Source organism: Arthrobacter sp. NamB2 (assembly GCF_005281365.1).
Taxonomy (GTDB): domain Bacteria; phylum Actinomycetota; class Actinomycetes; order Actinomycetales; family Micrococcaceae; genus Arthrobacter_D.
The window spans coordinates 111,222-129,484 of sequence record NZ_SZWI01000008.1; the positions used below are offsets into that span (position 1 = coordinate 111,222).

Annotated in this window: 14 protein-coding genes and 1 tRNA gene; 8 read left to right on the plus strand and 7 right to left on the minus strand. The window is 67.9% G+C overall.

The genetic code is table 11. The features are described from left to right. Positions 1–70: 70 nt before the first annotated feature. On the minus strand, positions 71–1,765 hold the full coding sequence (locus FDK12_RS13885) for an ABC transporter substrate-binding protein (protein WP_137370098.1): 1,695 nt from the start codon (positions 1,763–1,765) through the stop codon (positions 71–73). A 212-nt stretch (positions 1,766–1,977) separates the two neighbouring features. Between FDK12_RS13885 and FDK12_RS13890 the strand changes: the two genes are divergently transcribed. Further along, positions 1,978–2,982: a DUF2332 domain-containing protein gene (locus tag FDK12_RS13890; protein WP_137370099.1), complete on the plus strand. Its 1,005-nt coding sequence runs from the start codon at positions 1,978–1,980 to the stop codon at positions 2,980–2,982. Positions 2,983–2,989: 7 nt separating this feature from the next. Here FDK12_RS13890 and FDK12_RS13895 read toward each other — a convergent pair whose 3' ends face one another. Further along, positions 2,990–4,189, minus strand: a complete 1,200-nt coding sequence (locus FDK12_RS13895; protein WP_223263294.1) for a MarP family serine protease — start codon at positions 4,187–4,189, stop codon at positions 2,990–2,992. 230 nt (positions 4,190–4,419) lie between these two features. Here FDK12_RS13895 and FDK12_RS13900 point away from each other — a divergent pair, with 230 nt between their 5' ends. After that, positions 4,420–5,097: a Crp/Fnr family transcriptional regulator gene (locus tag FDK12_RS13900; RefSeq protein ID WP_087028341.1), complete on the plus strand. Its 678-nt coding sequence runs from the start codon at positions 4,420–4,422 to the stop codon at positions 5,095–5,097. 149 nt (positions 5,098–5,246) lie between these two features. On the opposite strand, the gene FDK12_RS13905 is transcribed toward FDK12_RS13900, so the two are convergent. From FDK12_RS13905 to FDK12_RS13915, 3 genes are read right to left on the minus strand one after another with little or no spacing between them, the layout of a single operon-like run. Then, on the minus strand, positions 5,247–6,161 hold the full coding sequence (locus tag FDK12_RS13905; protein WP_137370101.1) for an NUDIX hydrolase: 915 nt from the start codon (positions 6,159–6,161) through the stop codon (positions 5,247–5,249). Positions 6,162–6,164: 3 nt separating this feature from the next. After that, positions 6,165–6,656: a RidA family protein gene (locus FDK12_RS13910; protein ID WP_137370102.1), complete on the minus strand. Its 492-nt coding sequence runs from the start codon at positions 6,654–6,656 to the stop codon at positions 6,165–6,167. 2 nt (positions 6,657–6,658) lie between these two features. Beyond that, positions 6,659–6,814: a DUF4177 domain-containing protein gene (locus tag FDK12_RS13915; RefSeq protein ID WP_137370103.1), complete on the minus strand. Its 156-nt coding sequence runs from the start codon at positions 6,812–6,814 to the stop codon at positions 6,659–6,661. 35 nt (positions 6,815–6,849) lie between these two features. Between FDK12_RS13915 and FDK12_RS13920 the strand changes: the two genes are divergently transcribed. The 5 genes from FDK12_RS13920 (at position 6,850) to FDK12_RS13940 (ending at position 14,154) form a co-directional block, all read left to right on the plus strand. Beyond that, positions 6,850–9,222, plus strand: coding sequence for a transglycosylase domain-containing protein (locus FDK12_RS13920; RefSeq protein ID WP_137370104.1), 2,373 nt, complete (start codon positions 6,850–6,852; stop codon positions 9,220–9,222). 1 nt (position 9,223) lies between these two features. Beyond that, positions 9,224–10,171 carry a metallophosphoesterase gene (locus FDK12_RS13925; RefSeq protein WP_137370105.1) on the plus strand — a complete coding sequence of 316 codons (948 nt, stop codon included), beginning with the start codon at positions 9,224–9,226 and terminating at the stop codon, positions 10,169–10,171. A gap of 112 nt (positions 10,172–10,283) precedes the next feature. Further along, positions 10,284–12,107 (plus strand): ABC transporter ATP-binding protein, encoded by a 1,824-nt coding sequence (locus tag FDK12_RS13930; RefSeq protein ID WP_137370106.1) that lies wholly within the window; start codon positions 10,284–10,286, stop codon positions 12,105–12,107. After that, positions 12,104–13,978 carry an ABC transporter ATP-binding protein gene (locus FDK12_RS13935; protein WP_137370107.1) on the plus strand — a complete coding sequence of 625 codons (1,875 nt, stop codon included), beginning with the start codon at positions 12,104–12,106 and terminating at the stop codon, positions 13,976–13,978. Before FDK12_RS13930 ends, FDK12_RS13935 begins: the two co-directional genes overlap by 4 nt. A gap of 99 nt (positions 13,979–14,077) precedes the next feature. Beyond that, positions 14,078–14,154 (plus strand) — tRNA-Pro (locus tag FDK12_RS13940). 99 nt (positions 14,155–14,253) lie between these two features. Here the strand turns inward: FDK12_RS13940 and FDK12_RS13945 are convergent. Next, entirely contained in the window at positions 14,254–15,153 is a 900-nt protein-coding gene (locus FDK12_RS13945) for a phosphoribosylaminoimidazolesuccinocarboxamide synthase (RefSeq protein WP_137370108.1), read from the minus strand. Continuing rightward, entirely contained in the window at positions 15,150–16,442 is a 1,293-nt protein-coding gene (purD, locus tag FDK12_RS13950; protein ID WP_137370109.1) for a phosphoribosylamine--glycine ligase, read from the minus strand. Before purD ends, FDK12_RS13945 begins: the two co-directional genes overlap by 4 nt. Positions 16,443–16,541: 99 nt before the next feature. On the opposite strand from purD, the gene FDK12_RS13955 reads away from it, so the two are divergent. Further along, positions 16,542–18,230: a molybdopterin-dependent oxidoreductase gene (locus tag FDK12_RS13955; RefSeq protein WP_137370110.1), complete on the plus strand. Its 1,689-nt coding sequence runs from the start codon at positions 16,542–16,544 to the stop codon at positions 18,228–18,230. Positions 18,231–18,263 lie beyond the last annotated feature (33 nt).

The following is an 18,263-nucleotide window of genomic DNA, read 5'->3' on the forward strand; positions in this document are numbered from 1 at the left end:
CCGGACAGGGGTTGTACACAGCACGGGCCGGCCACCTCGTCGATGGCCGGCCCGGACGACGGTACTGCTGCTACTCGCTCAGCTCGATATCCGTGAAGACCTCGTCATTGACGGGGCTTGCTGGGTAGGAGGTGACGCGGGGCGCGAAGGCCAGCGAGGGGGCCGGGTGGGCGAGCGGGATGGCCGGGTTGAACTGGGCGATCTGCTCGTTGATGTCCTTGTAGAGCTCCGTCTGCTGGTCGCGGTCGCTGATGCCGCGGGCCTCGTCGAGGGCTGCGAACAGTTCGGGGTTGTTGAAGCCGAATTCGAGCTTCTCCTGGCCGAAGAAGACGCCGATGAAGTTGTCGGTGTCGTTGTAGTCGCCGGTCCAGCCGAGCAGGTGCAGGCCGTGGTCCGGTGTGCCCTGGACCTGGTTCAGGTAGTCGGGCGACCATGCGGCGGGAGCCGGGTTGACGGTGATGCCTACCTCACTGAGCTGTGCCTGCAGGTTCGTGAAGACCTGCTCCGGGGTCGGCATGTACGGACGCGAGACGTTCGTCGGGTAGTTGAACGTGACTTCGAAGCCGTCGGGGTGGCCGGCCTCGGCGAGGAGCTCCTTCGCACGCTCGGGGTCGTACTCGTAGGTCGTGACGTCCTCGTTGTAGCCGTCGACGACCTCCGGGATGAACTGGGTGGCGACCTTCGTGCCCTCGGGCAGGGTCTGCGAGACGAGCGCGTCCTTGTCGATCGCGTGCGCGATGGCTTCGCGGACCTTCGGGTCCTTCAGCTCGGGGATGGCCTGGTTCATGCCGAGGTAGAGGATGGTGAACGGATCGCGGGGCGTGATGTTGTAGCCCGCATCCTTGAGCGACTCGGTGTCCGCGGGGGCCACGAGGTCGTAGCCGTCGATGTCGCCGGCCTCGAGGGCCTGGCGGCGTGCCTGGGGATCGTCGATGATGCGGAAGATGGTGTTGGTGATCTGGCCCTTGTCACCCCAGTAGTCGTCGTAGATCGACAGTTCGAGCTGCTGCCCGACGTCCCAGGAATCGAACTTGAAGGGACCGGTTCCGACGGGGTGGCCCAGCGCGTACTCGCTCAGGGACGGGGCCTCGGCGGTGCCACCGATCTCGTCCGCGGCGAACTCTTCGAGCGCAGTCGGGCTCTGCATGGCGAAGGCCGGAAGCGACAGTGCGGCAATGAATCCAGCGAACGGCTTGGCGAGATTGACGGTGACCTCGTTGTCGCCGTTGGCTTCGCACGACTCGTAGACGGCGTTCTCCGGGCTGTCTGCGAAGCCGCGGAACAGGGAGCCGTAGTAGTAGGACGTGGTCTCGGCCTGCTGGATCCCGGTCCAGTTGTACCAGCGGTCGAAGTTGAAGCAGACCGCTTCAGCGTTGAACGGGGTGCCGTCGTGGAAGGTGACGCCTTCCTTGAGCTGGAAGACGGTGGACAGACCGTCCTCGGCAGTCTCCCAGGACTCCGCGAGCAGCGGAGCCGGGTCGGCGGTGCCGGTTTCCACGCCGACGAGGCCCTCGAAGATCTGGCGGCTGACACGGAAGGACTCGCCGTCGCTGGCGAAGGCCGGGTCGAGCGACTTCGGGTCCGAGGACGCGGCGAAGACGAAGGTGGAGTCGACGGCGCTCTCGCCCTCGGCGCCGGTGTTCTCCTCACGCTGGCTCTGCACGCAGCCGGTCAGGAGGAGTGCGGCGATGGAGAATCCTGCGGTGAGCGCAGCGCGTTTCCTCGCGAAACCTGCACCTCGCACGGATGTGCCTCGGTTAGACATGTGTTGCTCCCTGGTGAACGAGTGATTCCTACCGGATGTAACCGGTATCCATGGGGACCACAGCGGCGAACGCGCTGATCCGTGTGACGAGCCTAACTTCCGGAGAGTCCCGTGGCGGTATTTTCGGGGCATCCATGGTTACGATTTGGCATCGCGGAACACCCGCCCGGAGGACGTCATCCTCACGATACATCCCGGAAACCGGAGGACCGATGACTGAAACAGACGCCGCGACATCGGTACGCTACAGGCGGTTCGCGGAGATCGAGGCTCGGGGCTACTCGCCGACGTACGACGAGTGGTGCATCGGCATCAGTGGCGACCCGGAACTCCTTGCCCTGCTCGACACCCTTCCCCCACCCCGCCGCCAGCCCAACCTGTTCCTGGGCGCGGCCCGCTTCGTGGGTGCCCCGCTCGGCGGCTACGCCTCCTTCCGCTCGTTCGTCCTCGACCGCTGGCCCGGCATCCGCGACGTCATGGCGAGCCGCAGCACGCAGACCAACGAGGCCGGCCGTTGCGCCGTCCTCCTCCCGTCGCTGGCTGCGATCAGTGCGTCCGAGGGAAGGCCGCTGGCCCTGATCGAGGTCGGCGCATCGGCCGGCGTGTGCCTGTACCCCGACCGGTACGCCTATTCCTACTCCCCCGGCCCCGTGCTGGAACCCGCAGGAGGTTCCCCGGTACCCCCTCTGGCATGCTCTGCGTCGGGGGACGTGCCGTGGCCGTCCCGGCTCCCCGAGGTCGTGTCGCGGAGTGGCGTCGACCTGAACCCCCTGGACGCCGCGAACGACGACGACACCCGGTGGCTCGAGGCGCTCGTCTGGCCGGAGCACGGCTTCCGTGCCGAGCGGCTGCGCGCCGCACTGGGGGTCGTCAGGGCAGAACCGCCACTGCTCGTCCGCGGCGACCTCAACGAGCACGTCCTTCCGCTGATCGATCGTGCGCCGTCGGACGCCGTCGTCGTCGTCTTCCACAGCGCGGTGCTCGCCTACCTCGACCCCGCCGGGCGGGAGCGCTTCCGTACCACGATGCTGCGGCTCGCGGAGGACCGAGCCCGTCCGCTGCACTGGCTCTCACACGAGGGCCAGGGCACCCTGGCCGGCGTGGCCGGGGCGATGGAGAAGGCGCCCGGGGAACGGGATGGCCGCTTCGTCCTGCAGCACAACGGGCGGACCGTCGCGCGGACAGGACCGCACGGGCAATCCATCGAGTGGCTGTAGCCGGGCGTCAGCCGCGGGTGCACTGCCCTGCCGAGACGGCGTCGTTCAACGCCGGAGCGCTCTCGGCGATCGGCCGGAGCTCCTCCAGCGACAGGGCGTACCCGACCGGGGCCTCTGCGGTGGATTTGGCGAAGACCACTCCGGCGACGCGGCCCTGCAGGTCGAGCAGCGGCCCGCCCGAGTTCCCCTGCTGGACATTCGCGGCGAGGCTGTACACCTGCAGGGGCCGGGGGTCGGCGCCGTAGATGTTGTTCACGAGCACGGGCGACAGGCCCTGCACGCTCGCGGGCTGGATCCTGTAGGGCCCACCCGCCGGGTAGCCGGCAAAGGCCACCGTCGATCCGGTGTCGAGTTCCCCGCCGAGCGGGAGCGGCGCCGCCTCGAGGTCGTCCACGGCGATGACGGCGATGTCGCGGGCCGTGTCGAGCTGGACGACGCGGCCGGGCAGCGCGCCACCGCCGGGCACCTCGACGACCGGCTCGTTCACTCCGGCGACGACGTGCGCGTTGGTGACCACCCGGCCCGGCGCCACGACGAACCCCGAGCCCGTCTGGTTCTGCCCGCACTGGAAGGCGGTGCCGGTGATCCGGACGACAGACGCGGCGGCCGCTGCGAGCTCGGGAGTGTCCACCGACTCGTCGGGGATCTCGGCAGGGGCCACGGGGCCGACGCTCTCGAGGATCGTGGGGATGCCGTCGTCGACCGCGATGGTCCTCAGTTGCGCCATCCAGGTGCGTACCGGCCCGGGGGTCGCTGTGTCGATGGCTCGGATGACCTGGGAGGCTGCGAGTTGCTGGGACAGGAACGGGACGCCGAGCGTCCCCACGCTGAAAGCGAGCATCGACAGCACCAGAGCGGCGACGACGACGTTCACCACGCCGCCGAGGATCCGGTCGATGACGCGCAGGGGCGGGAAGTCGGACCAGCGGCGGATCGATGCGCCGAGCGCCGAACCGACGGCCTGTCCGACGATGATGAGGATGATCACCGTGCCGATGACCGCGATGAGGCGCCAGGGGTTGTCGGGCACCCAGGCGCTGACGAGGGGGATGGCGAAGAATGCCGCAACGGCTCCTGCGACGAAGCCGGCGATGCCACCCAGCGTGACGAGGAACCCGTTGCGGAGTCCGCTCACGAGGTAGCCGAGGAGGACCACCACCAGGATGAGGTCCAGGAGGGTGAACTCGGCGAGGTTGAATTCCGGCACGTACATTCTCTCCTGGCTATGAACGACGGGGCGCGGCGTGGCTCCCGGCACTGCGAGCGATTCTAGCCGTCAAGCATGGGAGCACGGTGGGAGGAAGGGGTGCATCGCCGGGAATACGAGCCGCACGCCGTGTATCTGTCGTCACAGCCGCTCCCGTACGGCAAGATGGACAGGAGAAGACAGCGGGGACAGCCGCAGGACGACGCACTAGAGACGCATCAGGAGAATTCATGGACATCGAGGTACTGCGCCGGGCGCCCCTCTTCGCATCACTCGGAGACGACGTCTTCGCCGCACTCACGGACGAGTTGATCGAGGTGGACCTCCCCCGCGGCTCGTCGGTCTTCCGCGAGGGCGACCAGGGCGACCAGCTGTACTTCATCGTCTCCGGCAAGATCAAGCTCGGCCGCACGGCGCAGGACGGGCGCGAGAACCTTCTCGCGATCCTCGGCCCGGGCGAGCTGTTCGGCGAGATGGCCCTCTTCGATCCCAGCCCCCGCACCGCGACGGCGACCGCCGTGTCAGAGACGCGACTCGCGGGCCTGAAGAACGAGAACCTGCGCACGCTCCTCGAAACCCGTCCTGAGGTGTCGGCCCAGCTGCTGCAGGCCCTCGCCCGACGGCTGCGCCGCACCAACGAATCCCTCGCCGACCTCGTGTTCAGCGACGTCCCCGGCAGGGTCGCGAAGGCTCTGCTCGATCTCGCGGACCGTTTCGGCAGGCCTGCCACGGACGGCATCCTGGTTGCCCACGAGCTGACGCAGGAGGAGTTGGCGCAGCTGGTCGGCGCCTCGCGTGAGACGGTCAACAAGGCCCTCGCCGAGTTCGTGCAGCGTGGCTGGCTGCGCCTCGAGGCGCGCGCCGTCGTCATCCTCGACATCCAGCGCCTGCGGCAACGCAGCCGCTGACCCGTCGGTCGAACACAGGAACGGCACCTGCCCCTGGCAGGTGCCGTTCCTGTATGCGAGACCCTTCGTCCTCTACCATCGCCGGGAGGACAGGCGGAACCGTCGAAGCGAACCCGTGCGGGCAGCGCCCGTCGGTACGCGCACTGCAGTCAGCGACCGCGCTGGAACGATCCGCCCTCGCTGAGCTTCGGACACTCGACCTGCAGCATGAGGTTCCCCTCCTGCTCGGACAGCTGCGGGTGGTACACCTTCACCGGCCGCTTGTGCGAGAGGTACGCGATGCAGCCGCGCGAAGAACCGATTTTCTCGAGGATGATCTCCACCGCGGGGACCGCGAGCTCGCTGAGCGTCCGGCCGACGGTGTTCGGCTGCCCCACTTCGTCACCGAGCTTCGTGGTGTCTCGGTCCGCGACCTCCTGCGCAGCCCAGCGCCACTGCCCCCAGACACCCTTGCTGGCGAGGATGCTCGGTTCCTGATTCACCGGCTGCGCTGCAGCGAAGTAGTGGGTGTCGAAGCGGCGGTGCGCGAAGTCGGGGGTGAGCCAGTGCGAGAGCGGTTTGATGAGGTCCGTGCGAACGCCGAGGCCCCGACGCGTGAGGATGTCGGTGAAGCGGCACTCACCCTCGTTGATGGCCACGCGGGCCTTCATCCACTCCTTGGCCTGCGTGCCCTCGACCATGGACGACGCATCGGGGCCGGCGAGCAGCACTCCTGTCTCCTCGAAGAGCTCCCGGATCGCGCAGAGCACATGCCGGCGCGCCACGCGGTGATCGTCGACGCCGAGCGTCTTCGCCCAGGCCGACGGCGTGGGGCCGAACCACGGGAGGTCGTCGTCGTCGGATTCCTCGATGCTGCCACCAGGGAACCCGATCACTCCGAGCGGCGACTGCCCGCGGCGGTACGAGAGGTAGGTCTCCGTGCCGATGGCGCTGTCGCGAAGCAGGACGACCGACGACGCCGGCCGGGCCTTGAGGGGCGTGCGCTCCCCGTGTTCGATCCAGCTCTGCGCCGCGGTGCGCTGGTCCGGGTGCACGGGGAAGAGCCTGGTGCTGAGACGATCCACGGCTTAGACGAACTCCGCGATGACCTCGACCTCGACGGGCGAGTCGAGAGGGAGGACGGACACGCCGACGGCAGAGCGGGCATGGACGCCTGCGTCGCCGAGGACGGCGCCGAGCAGCTCCGATGCGCCGTTGATGACGCCGGGCTGGCCGGTGAACGAAGGGTCGGACGCGACGTAGCCCACGACCTTCACGATGCGTGTGATGCGGTCGAGATCGCCGATCTGGCTCTTGATCGCAGCGAGGGCGTTGACGGCGCACGTCGCGGCCAGGGAGGTCGCGGTCCCGGCGTCGATTCCGCCCCCAGGTGCCCCTACCTTGCCCGAAGCTGGGAGTTTGCCCTCAATAAAGGGCAGCTGGCCAGAGGTGTACACGTAGGCGCCCGTGACGACGGCGGGAACGTAGGCGGCGACCGGCGGAGCTACGTCCGGCAGGGTGATACCGAGACCTGCGAGACGTGTCTCGACCGCCGAAACCGCTGTGTTTCCAGCAGACACTGCTAGCTCTTCTCCCTCTTGAGGTAGGCGACGAGACCATTGCCGTCCGGACCGGGAACCACCTGCACGAGCTCCCAGCCGTCATCGCCCCACTGGTCGAGGATCTGCTTCGTGGCATGGATGATGAGCGGAATCGTGGAGTACTCCCATTTCGTCATGGGGAAAGCCTAGCGGTTGCTTGTAAACTGGAATAATGGCTGCGCGCAAATCACCCCTCTTCGACACGGCAACCACCCTCGGCAAGATCATTGCGTTCCTCGGAATCAGTGGACTCGCCGGCGTGCTCGCCGCAGGCCTCCTCGTTCCCGTGGCCGCTGCCGCAGGGACCGGCGCATCTGCCTCGATCCAGTTCTTCGAGGAACTGCCGGCCGAACTGGAGCGTGAGGCGCTCGCGCAGCCGACCAATATCCTGGCCGCGGACGGTTCGCTCATCGCGACTCTCTACGAGGAGAACCGGCAGCCGGTGACGCTCGACCAGGTGTCCCCGTTCATGAAGGACGCCCTGATAGCCATCGAGGACTACCGCTTCTACGAGCACGGCGGCGTGGACCTCGAAGGCATCTTCGGTGCGATCGCCAGCAACGTCTCCAGCGGGACACAACGTGGGGCGTCTACCCTCACGCAGCAGTTCGTGACCAACGTGCTCAACGACTCGGCGCGGCAGAACGGCGGGCAGGTCACCCTGAACGGCGGCGGCAAGTCGGTCGGCGACAAGCTGCGTGAGATGAAGCTCGCGATCGCGGTCGAGAAGGAGCTCTCGAAGGACGAGATCCTCGAGGGCTACCTCAACATCGTGCAGTTCAGCGGCACGAGCTACGGCGTCCAGGCGGCCTCGAAGTACTTCTTCAACGTTGACGCGAAGGACCTCAACATCCAGCAGAGCGCGTTGCTCGCCGGCGTCGTAAACGGACCGACGTACTACAGCCCGACGGACAACCCGGAGCGCGCGCTGCAGCGTCGGAACCTGGTCATCGATGCCATGCTGACGCGCGGGAAGATCACGCAGGAGGAGCACGACGCCGCCATCGCCACAGACCTGGGCCTCGTCGTCACGCCGACACTGAGCGGGTGCGTCGGCGCAGCTCAGGCCCCGTACTTCTGCGACTATGTCTCGCACCTCATCCTGAACGATCCCGCCTACGGAGAGACGGAAGCGGACCGCAGGAAGGTGCTCGAGCGCTCGGGACTGACGATCAAGACGACCCTCGACCCCCGTGTCCAGGCCGCAGCGCAGACGGCCGTCAACGAGACGGCCAACCCGGACACCACGGACGGCGCCGTCGGCCACACGATGCTCAGCCTGGACCCGAAGACCGGGAACATCCTGTCGATGGCCCAGAACACGCGCTACAACCCGGAGGTAGCCCAGGGGAACACGGTCCTGAACTTCAACGTCGACCAGTACGCGAATGGCGACCCCAGCAAGAGCCTCGGTGGCGGCGGCGGTTTCCAGCCCGGTTCGACCTACAAGCCCTTCACGGTCGCCGCGTGGGTGGAGGCCGGCAAGGCTCTCAATCAGCAGGTGGACGGACGCAAGCGGACCTACCCGGAAGGGGACCGCTGGCGTGCAAGCTGCGTCGAGGGCGGCAATTACGTCATCAACACCCCGGAACTCGAGGGCTACACGCCCCAGAACTACGGGGACGAGAACTACGGCACCAATACCGTCCTGTACGGTCTCGCGCAGTCACTGAACACCATCACGATGGCTACTGCGAAGCAGCTCGATCTGTGCCGCATCCGTGACATCGCCTACGAGATGGGCGTCCACGAGGCGAGCAGCAGCGACGGCTCCCTCGCAGCCCCGTCCATCAACCCCCCGGCCCTCATCGGTGGCGGTGTAGCCGCCGCTCCGATGTCCATGGCGAAGGCCTTCGGTGGATTCGCCAACGAGGGGACGGTATGCGAGCCGCGGGCGATCACGGAGGTCACCGCGGTCGACGGAACCAGCTACCCCGTTCCTGCTCCCTCCTGTAAGCAGACCATCTCCAAGGAGGTCGCACGGGGCGTCAATGCAGCCACGCAGGAGGTCATGCGGATCGGATCGGGCTCGACACTCCAGTACGGAGGGATCCCGATGGCAGGCAAGACCGGCACGAACGATGCCCGATCGCAGACCTGGTTCATGGGCTACAACTCGGACATGGTCACGGCGAGCTGGGTCGGTAACTGGCAGGGCGAGGGCGAGGGCAGCTCCCTCGGTGGGCTGCAGATCGGCGGACAGGTCTACCCGGAGATTGACGGTTCCCTCATCGCGGCACCTTCCTGGGCGCGCTTCATGCAGCAGATTCCCGGCCTGTACGTGGGGACTCCCTTCGCTGCACCGCCTCCCGCCATGCTGAACGGCACGCAGCGCAGCACCACACCCGTCAACCCGCTCCGTCCGGCCTTCCCGATCGCCCCCGGCTCGAACACCGGGACCAACACCGGGACCACCATCAACCCCGGTACTGGCACCGGTACCAACCCCGGTACTGGCACCGACAGTGGCACCGAGAGTGAGACCGGTGGTAACACTGGAGGAGACGCCGGCAACGGCACCGACAACGGCGGAGGGAACGGCTAGCGTGGCACCGACTCAGACATCCCGGAGCGGGGCACCGCTCGGCTGGGCGGCAGGTCTCACCCTGACTGCCGCCGCCGCAACCCTCGCCTACGCCTCGGCTGTCGAGCGCACGCTCTACCAGGTACGTGAAGAGACCCTTCCGATCCTTCCGGAAGGTGCCGCCGACCTGCGGGTCCTGCACCTCTCGGACATCCACATGGTGCCCGGCCAGAAGTCGAAGTCCGACTGGCTCCACAGCCTGGCCGGACTGAAGCCCGACCTCGTGGTCAACACGGGCGACAACCTCAGTTCTAGGAAAGGGCTGGGCCCGTTGCTCGACGCGCTCGAGCCCCTCCTGCAGGTTCCCGGTGTCTTCGTGCCGGGCTCGAACGACTACTACGCCCCGATGCTGAAGAATCCCCTGCGGTACTTCGCAGGTCCGTCGATCGCACCGAAGGAGTCGAAACCCAAGGACCTGCCCTGGGCGGAGATGTTCAGTGCGTTCGGTTCTGCCGGCTGGGTGGACCTGACCAACAGGTCGCAGTCGATGGGATTCAAGAACATCCGCATCGACTTCACCGGAGTGGACGATCCCCATCTCGACCGGGACCGCTACACTCCCTACCCTCCGGGCAGCAGCACGTCGGCGGAGGCGCCGCACATCAAGGTTGCCGTCGCACACGCCCCCTACCAGCGCGTCCTCGACTACTTCACCGACGGTGGAGCGGACCTCATTCTCGCCGGCCATACACACGGCGGCCAGGTGTGCGTCCCTGGCTACGGTGCGCTGGTCAGCAACTGCGACCTCCCGACCTGGCGCGCGCGCGGCCTGACCCAGTGGGAGGCGAACGGCCGGACCGTGCCGCTGAACGTGTCGGCCGGCATCGGAACCTCCCGTTTCGCACCGTTCCGGCTCGCCTGCCGCCCGGAAGCCGTGCTGCTGACGCTTACTCCCCGAAGCGCACGGTAGCCAGCACTTCCTGGTTTCTTCGGGTCCTGCACATCGCGATCTGCTGTGCAGCGTCCTGACCTAGGATGGTTGCTGAGGGACACCAACAACCATCGATGACCGAAGAGTTGGCATGAAGAACCAGACCACGCTGTGGGAATCGCTCGGGCGGCTCTACCCGCATGTCAAACCCATCATTCCCCGGCTCGTCCTGGGTCTGCTGTGCGCCCTCGGAGCGAGCGTCATGGCCCTCGCCATCCCCCAGGTGCTGCGCGTCCTCATCAATGACGCCCTCGCCGAAGGCGCCTCCGCCCGCACCGTCTGGATCGCATCCGGCGTCGTCCTGCTGCTCGGAGTCCTCGAGGCGACGTTCGTAGCACTCCGCCGCCAGTTCGTCATCGCCCCGGCGACGACCGTGGAGACGAGGATGCGCACGTCCTTCTACCGCCACCTGCAGAACCTGACCGTCGAGTTCCACGATCGGTGGGGCAGCGGGCAGCTCCTCTCGCGCGCCATGAGCGACCTCAACCTGATGCGGCGCTGGATGGCATTCGGCCTCATCATGCTGGTGGTCACTTCGCTGACCGTGGTGATGGGCGTGATCGTCATGTTCATGACCAGTTGGGCCCTCGCCTTGATCTTCGTCGCGGCCGCCGTTCCCCTGATGATCTACGGCTACCGCTTCCGTACGTCCTACAGCCGGGTATCGCGCAAGAGCCAGGACCAGGCCGGAGACCTCGCCACGACGGTCGAGGAGTCCGTGCACGGGATCCGCGTTCTTAAGGCGTTCGGTCGGAGCGGCGAGGCACTGGAGGACTTTGAGGAGCAGGCGGAGGAGCTCCGCCGGACCGAGATCTTCAAGGCGAAGTCGCTCGCCAACTTCTCCATGGTCGTCACCCTGCTCCCCGAGCTCGCGCTCGGTGCCTCGCTCGTCGTCGGCGTCACGCTGGCGGCCGGCGGCGACGTCTCCATCGGGGCGCTGGTGGCCTTCTTCGCGACGGCGGCCGCGGTGGCCGGGCCCGTGGAATTCATCGGTCCGCTCCTCGCCATGACCTTCACGGCGAAGACCGCCATCGACAGGCACTACGAGGTCATGGAGTCGGAGAACACCATCACCGACCCGGCGGAGCCCGTGCACCTCGAGGCACCGCGCGGTGTTGTCGTGTTCAGCGACGTGCACTTCCGGTACCCGGATGCGCAGGACGACAGCGATGACGTCCTCGACGGCATCGACCTCCAGCTACGGGCGGGCGAGACGATGGCACTGGTCGGCGTCACGGGATGCGGCAAGAGCACGCTCCTCCAGCTGGTCCCACGCCTCTACGACGTCACGGGGGGCAGCATCAGCATCGACGGGGTGGACCTCCGCGCTCTCAGCCTCGACGAGCTGAGGACGCTCGTCGCCGTGGCCTTCGAGGACACCACCCTCTTCTCCAGCTCGGTGCGGGACAACGTCCTCATGGGCTCCGACGCCGTCGGCTCGGAGGCAGACAGGGTCCTTGCGGAGGCGATCGAGGTCGCGCAGGCGCAGTTCGCCTACTCCCTGCCCGAAGGTCTGGACACCCTCATCGGAGAGGAAGGCCTCAGCCTGTCCGGTGGCCAGCGCCAGCGGATCGCACTGGCACGTGCGATCGCGGCGCGTCCCACGGTGCTGGTGCTTGATGATCCTCTCTCGGCACTCGATGTCACCACCGAGGAACGCGTCGAGGAGGGGCTCCGTGCGGTCCTGAGCTCGACGACGACGCTCATCGTGGCGCACCGTCCTTCCACCGTCGCCCTGGCCGACCGCGTGGCACTCCTGCAGGACGGCCGCATCGCCGACGTCGGAACGCACTCCGAACTGCTGGCCCGCAGCGACCACTACCGCTACGTCATCGCCAGCCTGGATGACGAGGAGATCGCGCAGCTCGGTCGCGCCGAGCAATCCGTGCACGACGACGAGGAGGCGTTGGCATGAGCCGCACCACCGCAGCGCCGGGGGACGGCCCGAAGAGCGCCAGAAACACCAGGGAGGCTCAGGGCGCCACATCCGCCGGGGTCCTGAACGAGGACGACGTCCTTCTCGGCCGCGCGCAGAGCAGGTCGGTCCGCTCGAGGTCCTTCCGGCTGCTCGGCTCCCTCATCCGCCCGAACCGCCGGCAGTTCATCTGGACGGTGGTGCTCGTGGTCATCTCGCAGGCTGCCCGGGTCGCGGGGCCCGCCATCATCGCTTTCGGGATCGACCGCGCGCTTCCCGCACTGATCGCGGGGGATCCGCTTCTGCTGTGGGTCGCCGGTGGCACCTACCTGCTGGCAGCCGTGCTCGCCTCGGTCCTGACGGCGGGATACGTTCGGGCGACGGCCCAGCTCAGCCAGGCGATGCTGCTGGACCTCCGCGTGCGGGTCTTCAGGCACACGCAGCGGCTGAGCCTCGAATTCCACGAGAAGTACACCTCCGGGCGCATCATCTCCCGGCAGACGTCGGATCTCGAGGCGTTGCGGGAGCTCCTGGATTCCGGCGTCAGTTCCCTTGCCTCCGGAGCTGTCTTCATGCTCTTCACGGCGGCCACCATCTTCGCGCTCGACTGGCGCACCGGCTTCCTGATCCTGGCGGCGGCAGTACCCATGTTCTTCCTGGCGCGCTGGTACCAGAAACACTCCCAGATCGCGTACCGCGAGTCGCGCGTGGTGTCGGCGAAGCTGATCGTCCACTTCATCGAGACCATGACCGGCATCCGCGCCGTGAAGGCCTTCCGGCGGGAGGCAGTGAACGCGGAGCGCTACGACGAGCTCGCGGAGGACTACCGCAGGGTGACGGTCCGCTCGATCAACCTGAACGGCGTCTTCCAGCCCGGTCTGGTGCTGATCGGCAACGTGACGGTCGCCGTCGTGCTCGTGTTCGGCGGGTTCAGGGTGCTGGGAGGCACGCTCGAAGTGGGAGCCCTCCTCGCCCTGATCCTCTACAGCAAGCGCTTTTTCCAGCCCGTGGACCAGATGGCGATGTTCTACAACTCCTTCCAGTCCGCCTCCGCGGCGCTCGAGAAGGTCTCCGGCCTGCTCGAGGAGGTGCCCACCGTCCGGCCGCCGAAGAACCCGGTATCCCTGCCCAGCCCACACGGCGCCATCGAGTTCCACGACGTCGCATTCCGCTACGGCAACGGGCCCGTGGTGCTGCCGACGATGAACCTGTCCATCCAGGCGGGGCAGACCGTCGCGCTCGTGGGACAGACGGGCGCCGGGAAATCCACCCTTGCAAAGCTCATCGCGCGCTTCTACGACGTGTCCGAGGGCAGGCTGACGCTCGACGGCGTGGACCTCCGGGACCTCGCACCGACCGACCTGAGGCGCGCGGTCGTCATGGTCACGCAGGAGGCCTTCCTCTTCAGCGGTTCAGTGGCGGACAACATCGCCCTGGGAAAGCCCGACGCGAGCCGTGAGGAGATTGTCGCTGCGGCCCGCGCGGTCGGCGCGGAGCAGTTCATCCTCGAGCTTCCCGAAGGCTTCGACACGGACGTCAACAAGCGCGGTGGCCGGGTCTCCGCGGGTCAGCGGCAGCTCATCAGCTTCGCCCGCGCGTTCCTGGCCGACCCGGCCGTGCTCATCCTCGACGAGGCGACGTCCTCGCTCGACATCCCAAGCGAACGCCTCGTGCAGGAGGGGTTGCAGAAGCTGCTGGGCAACAGGACGGCCCTGATCATCGCGCACAGGTTGTCCACCGTGGCGATCGCCGACCGCGTACTGGTGGTGCATGACGGTCGCGTCGTGGAGGACGGCACGCCGGCCGAGCTGATCGCCGGTACGGGCCGGTTCGCGACCCTGCACGCCGCCTGGAAGGATTCCCTGGTCTGACGGCCCGCGGGATGGTTCCGCCCGGTTTTCCTCGCCGCTGATCCTCGGCTATTCTTGGACAGTTGCCGATCGGGAGGCTTGGCCTTCCGGACGCGACATCGGGGTGTGGCGCAGCTTGGTAGCGCGCGTCGTTCGGGACGACGAGGTCGCAGGTTCAAATCCTGTCACCCCGACCAGTGAGGAAAGGCCCGCCGGCATTTGCCGGCGGGCCTTCATTTTTTGAACTCGGTCCTGGTCCGGCACGGTGACCGGGCGGACCCGCGACGCGCAGGCGATCAGGCGAAGCGCTGGCCCGTCAGTCGCTCGTAGGCCTCGATGTAGCGCGAGCGCGTACGGTCGACGACGTCGTCGGGCAGCGCAGGGGGTTCCGACCGGCGGTCCCAGCCCGAGGCGTCGGAGGTCAGCCAGTCCCGGACGAACTGCTTGTCGAAGGAGGGCTGCGCCTGCCCGGGCGCGTACAAAGCGGCGTCCCAGAAGCGTGACGAGTCGGGCGTCAGCACTTCGTCCCCGAGGGTGATGCGGCCCGAGACGGGATCGAGCCCGAATTCCACCTTGGTGTCGGCGAGGATGATGCCCCGCTCCCGCGCGATGGCCTCGGCCCTGGTGTAGATGTCCAGCGTGAGCGACCGGAGCTGCGCGGCAGCGTCGTCGCCCACCGTCATGACGACGGCGTCGTACGTGATGTTCTCGTCGTGCTCGCCCACCTCCGCCTTGGCCGACGGCGTGAAGAGCGCGGGTTCCAGACGCGATCCGTCCACGAGCCCCTCCGGCAGCGGCAGGGAGCACACGGTCCGGGACGCCTGGTACTCCAGCAGTCCGCTGCCGGTGAGGTAGCCGCGGGCGATGCATTCGATCGGGTACATGACGAGCTTCCGGCAGATCATGGCCCGGCCCTCGACCTCGGCCGGCACACCTCCGGCGACGTCGGAGGCGATCACGTGGTTGGGAATGCCCTCGAGCCGCTCGAACCACCACAGGCTGAGCTGCGTCAGGACGCGTCCCTTGTCCGGGATAGCTGTCGACAGGACGTGGTCGTAGGCGCTGATGCGGTCACTGGCGACCACGAGCACGACGTCGTCGGTCCCGTCCTCCGGCTCGTACAGGTCCCGGACCTTGCCTGAATAGACATGCCGCCAGCCGGGCAGTTCGGGGTGCGCGGGCGCGAAGACGCTCATGCCGTCGCCGCTGCTGGGCCGGAGACCGTGACCTCGGCGCGTGAGGCCTTGAGGGCGATGTCGGTACGGAACTGGCCACCCTCGAGCTCGATGTGCGAGAGGCTCTCGTAGGCGGTGGACCGCGCGTCCTGGAGCGAGTCGCCGAGGCCGACGACAGCGAGCACCCGGCCGCCCGCACTGATCACCTTGCCGTCGCGGGAAGCAGTGCCTGCGTGGAGGACCTGGGCACCCGCCACCTTCGCGGCCTTCTTCAGTCCGCGGATGCGGCGCCCTGTGGCGGGGGCGTCCGGATAGTTCTCGGACGCCAGCACGACGGCGACCGCCGTTCTCGGCGACCAGTTGAGCTGGTCGATCTGGTCGAGGGTTCCCTTGGCTGCGGCGAGCAGCACGCCCCCGAGCGGCGTCGTCAGGCGGGCCAGCACGGCCTGCGTCTCCGGGTCGCCGAACCGCGCGTTGAATTCGATGACGCGCACCCCGCGCGTGGTCAGGGCGAGGCCCACGTAGAGGACGCCGGCGAAGGGCGTTCCGCGATGGGCCATCTCGTCGATGACGGGCTGCGCCACACGCTCGATGACCTCGTCCACCAAGCCTGAGGGAACCCACTCGAGCGGCGAGTACGCGCCCATTCCGCCGGTGTTCGGCCCCTCGTCGCCGTCGTGAATGCGCTTGAAGTCCTGTGCGGGCGCCAGCGGGACCACCGTGCGTCCGTCCGAGAGCACGAAGAGGGATACTTCGGGACCGTCGAGGTACTCCTCGATGACCACACTGCCCCCGGCCTGGAAGCACGCCGACGCATGGGCCAGTGCAGCCTCGAGATCGTCCGTCACGACCACACCCTTGCCCGCGGCCAGTCCGTCGTCCTTCACCACGTAGGGGGCTCCGAAGGTGCACAGCGCCTCGTTCGCTTCCTCGTCCGTGGTGGCGACGCGTGCCATGGCTGTCGGGACGCCTGCTGCCGCCATGACCTGCTTCGCGAAGGCCTTGGACGCCTCGAGCTGGGCTGCTGCCCTCGTGGGACCGAAGACGGGGATGCCGGCGTCGAGCAGTGCATCGGCGACACCGGCTGCGAGCGGCGCCTCCGGCCCGATGACCACGAGGTCGGCAGCGAGGCTGCGCGCGAGGTCGGTGACGACGGCGGGATCGTTCGCGTCGACGTCGTGGGTCGGGACGTCCTCCGCTATTCCGGCATTGCCGGGTGCCGCATGGACCTCCCGCACGAACGGGTCGGCCACCAGGGCCCGGACGATGGCGTGTTCGCGGCCTCCGGGGCCCAGCACAAGTACCTTCACAGTAGGACAGCGTACTGGAGGCACCCAGGGCGACACAGTGTGCGTCCTCGTGAGGGCCTCAGTACCCATACTGCCGGCGTCCCTCTCCGAATACCTCGCATGAGCAACTCCACCAAGCCCCGCCGCGGCATCACCCTCCTTGCCGCCCTCGCAGGGGTCCTCTCCGCCGGCGTGGTGCTCGGTATCGCCGAGCTCGTCGGCGCCTTCTTCCGCGCCAGTGCGACCCCGGTCATCGCGATGGGTTCGACCTTCATCGACTTCACACCACCCTGGATGAAGGATTTCGCGATCCGGACGTTCGGCACCAACGACAAACTGGCGCTGCTGGTCGGGATGGCTGTCACCATCGCGATCCTTGCCGCGATCCTCGGCATCGTGGCGATGAAGCGCTGGATCCTCGGGGTCGCTGGAGTGCTCCTGATGGGTTCGATCATCGTGGCGTGCGTCCTCACCCGCGCGGGGGCATCCCTCCCCGACGCGATCCCCACCGTCGTCGGCACGGCCGCCGGGCTTCTTGCCCTTCGCTGGCTGATCGCTCGCCTGCGCCACGCCGCCGTCGCCGGCCCCGCGGGTTCTCCCACCACCGGCGTCACGGACGGTTCCGATGCCGCCGGTGTCGCCACGGCACGACCACGGTTCCGCACCCCGTCCGACCGGCACGACGACGGCGCCCCGGTCAGCGCACGGGCCGCAGCTGCGGCGACGGGGACGACCGGCACCACCTCCCGCCGCGGGTTCTTCGCAGCGGCGGGAATCACCGCCGTCGTTGCCGTGGCAGCAGCAGGGGGCGGGCGACTGCTGGCAGGCGCCCGCAACAACATCGCCGCGGTGCGGGACAGCCTCCGGTTCCCCTCGCCCGCCAGTCCCGCGCCGGCACTACCCGCCGGAGTCCAGTCTCCCGTTGCGGGCGTGACACCCTTCGTCACCCCGAACAGCGAGTTCTACCGCATCGACACCGCGCTCAGCGTTCCCCAGCTCACCGCGGACGACTGGGTGCTCCGCGTCCACGGCATGGTGGAGGAGGAATTCGAGTTGTCGTTCCAGGATCTTCTCGACGCCGACCTCATCGAGCGGCACATCACGCTGACGTGCGTCTCCAATCCCGTCGGTGGCTACCTCGCAGGCAACGCGAAGTGGTTGGGCTACCCGTTGCGGGAGGTGCTGGCCCGTGCCAAACCGCTCGACGGCGCCGACATGGTCCTCTCCACGAGCTCCGACGGCTTCAGCGCGTCGACTCCCCTTCCCGTGCTGCAGGACGACCGTGACGCCATCCTCGCCATCGCCATGAACGACGAACCGCTGCCGGTGGAGCACGGTTTCCCCGTCCGCATGGTGGTGCCGGGGCTCTTCGGCTACGTCTCCGCCACCAAATGGGTCGTCGACCTGGAGGTCACGCGGTTCGCGGACAGGAAGGCGTACTGGACCGATCGCGGCTGGTCCGAGATGGGACCCATCAAGACGATGGCCCGCGTCGAGGTTCCGCAATCCTTCGCGTCGCTCGACGCCGGCTCGGTCATGATCGGCGGCGTGGCCTGGTCCCAGCAGAGGGGCATCACGAAGGTAGAGGTCTCGGTGGACGGCGGGGACTGGGAAGCGGTGACACTGGCGGCCGAAGCATCGGTGGACACCTGGCGCCAGTGGTCGCACGAGCTCACCCTGGAGCCCGGCCTCCACACGGTGAGGGCGCGGGCGACGGACGCTGTCGACGGCCTCCAGACGGACGAGCGGGCCGACACGGTCCCCAACGGCGCGTCGGGCTGGCAGTCGGTGCAGTTCACGGTGAAGTAGGTGAAGCAGCAGCATCCCCGCGGAGATCTCCAG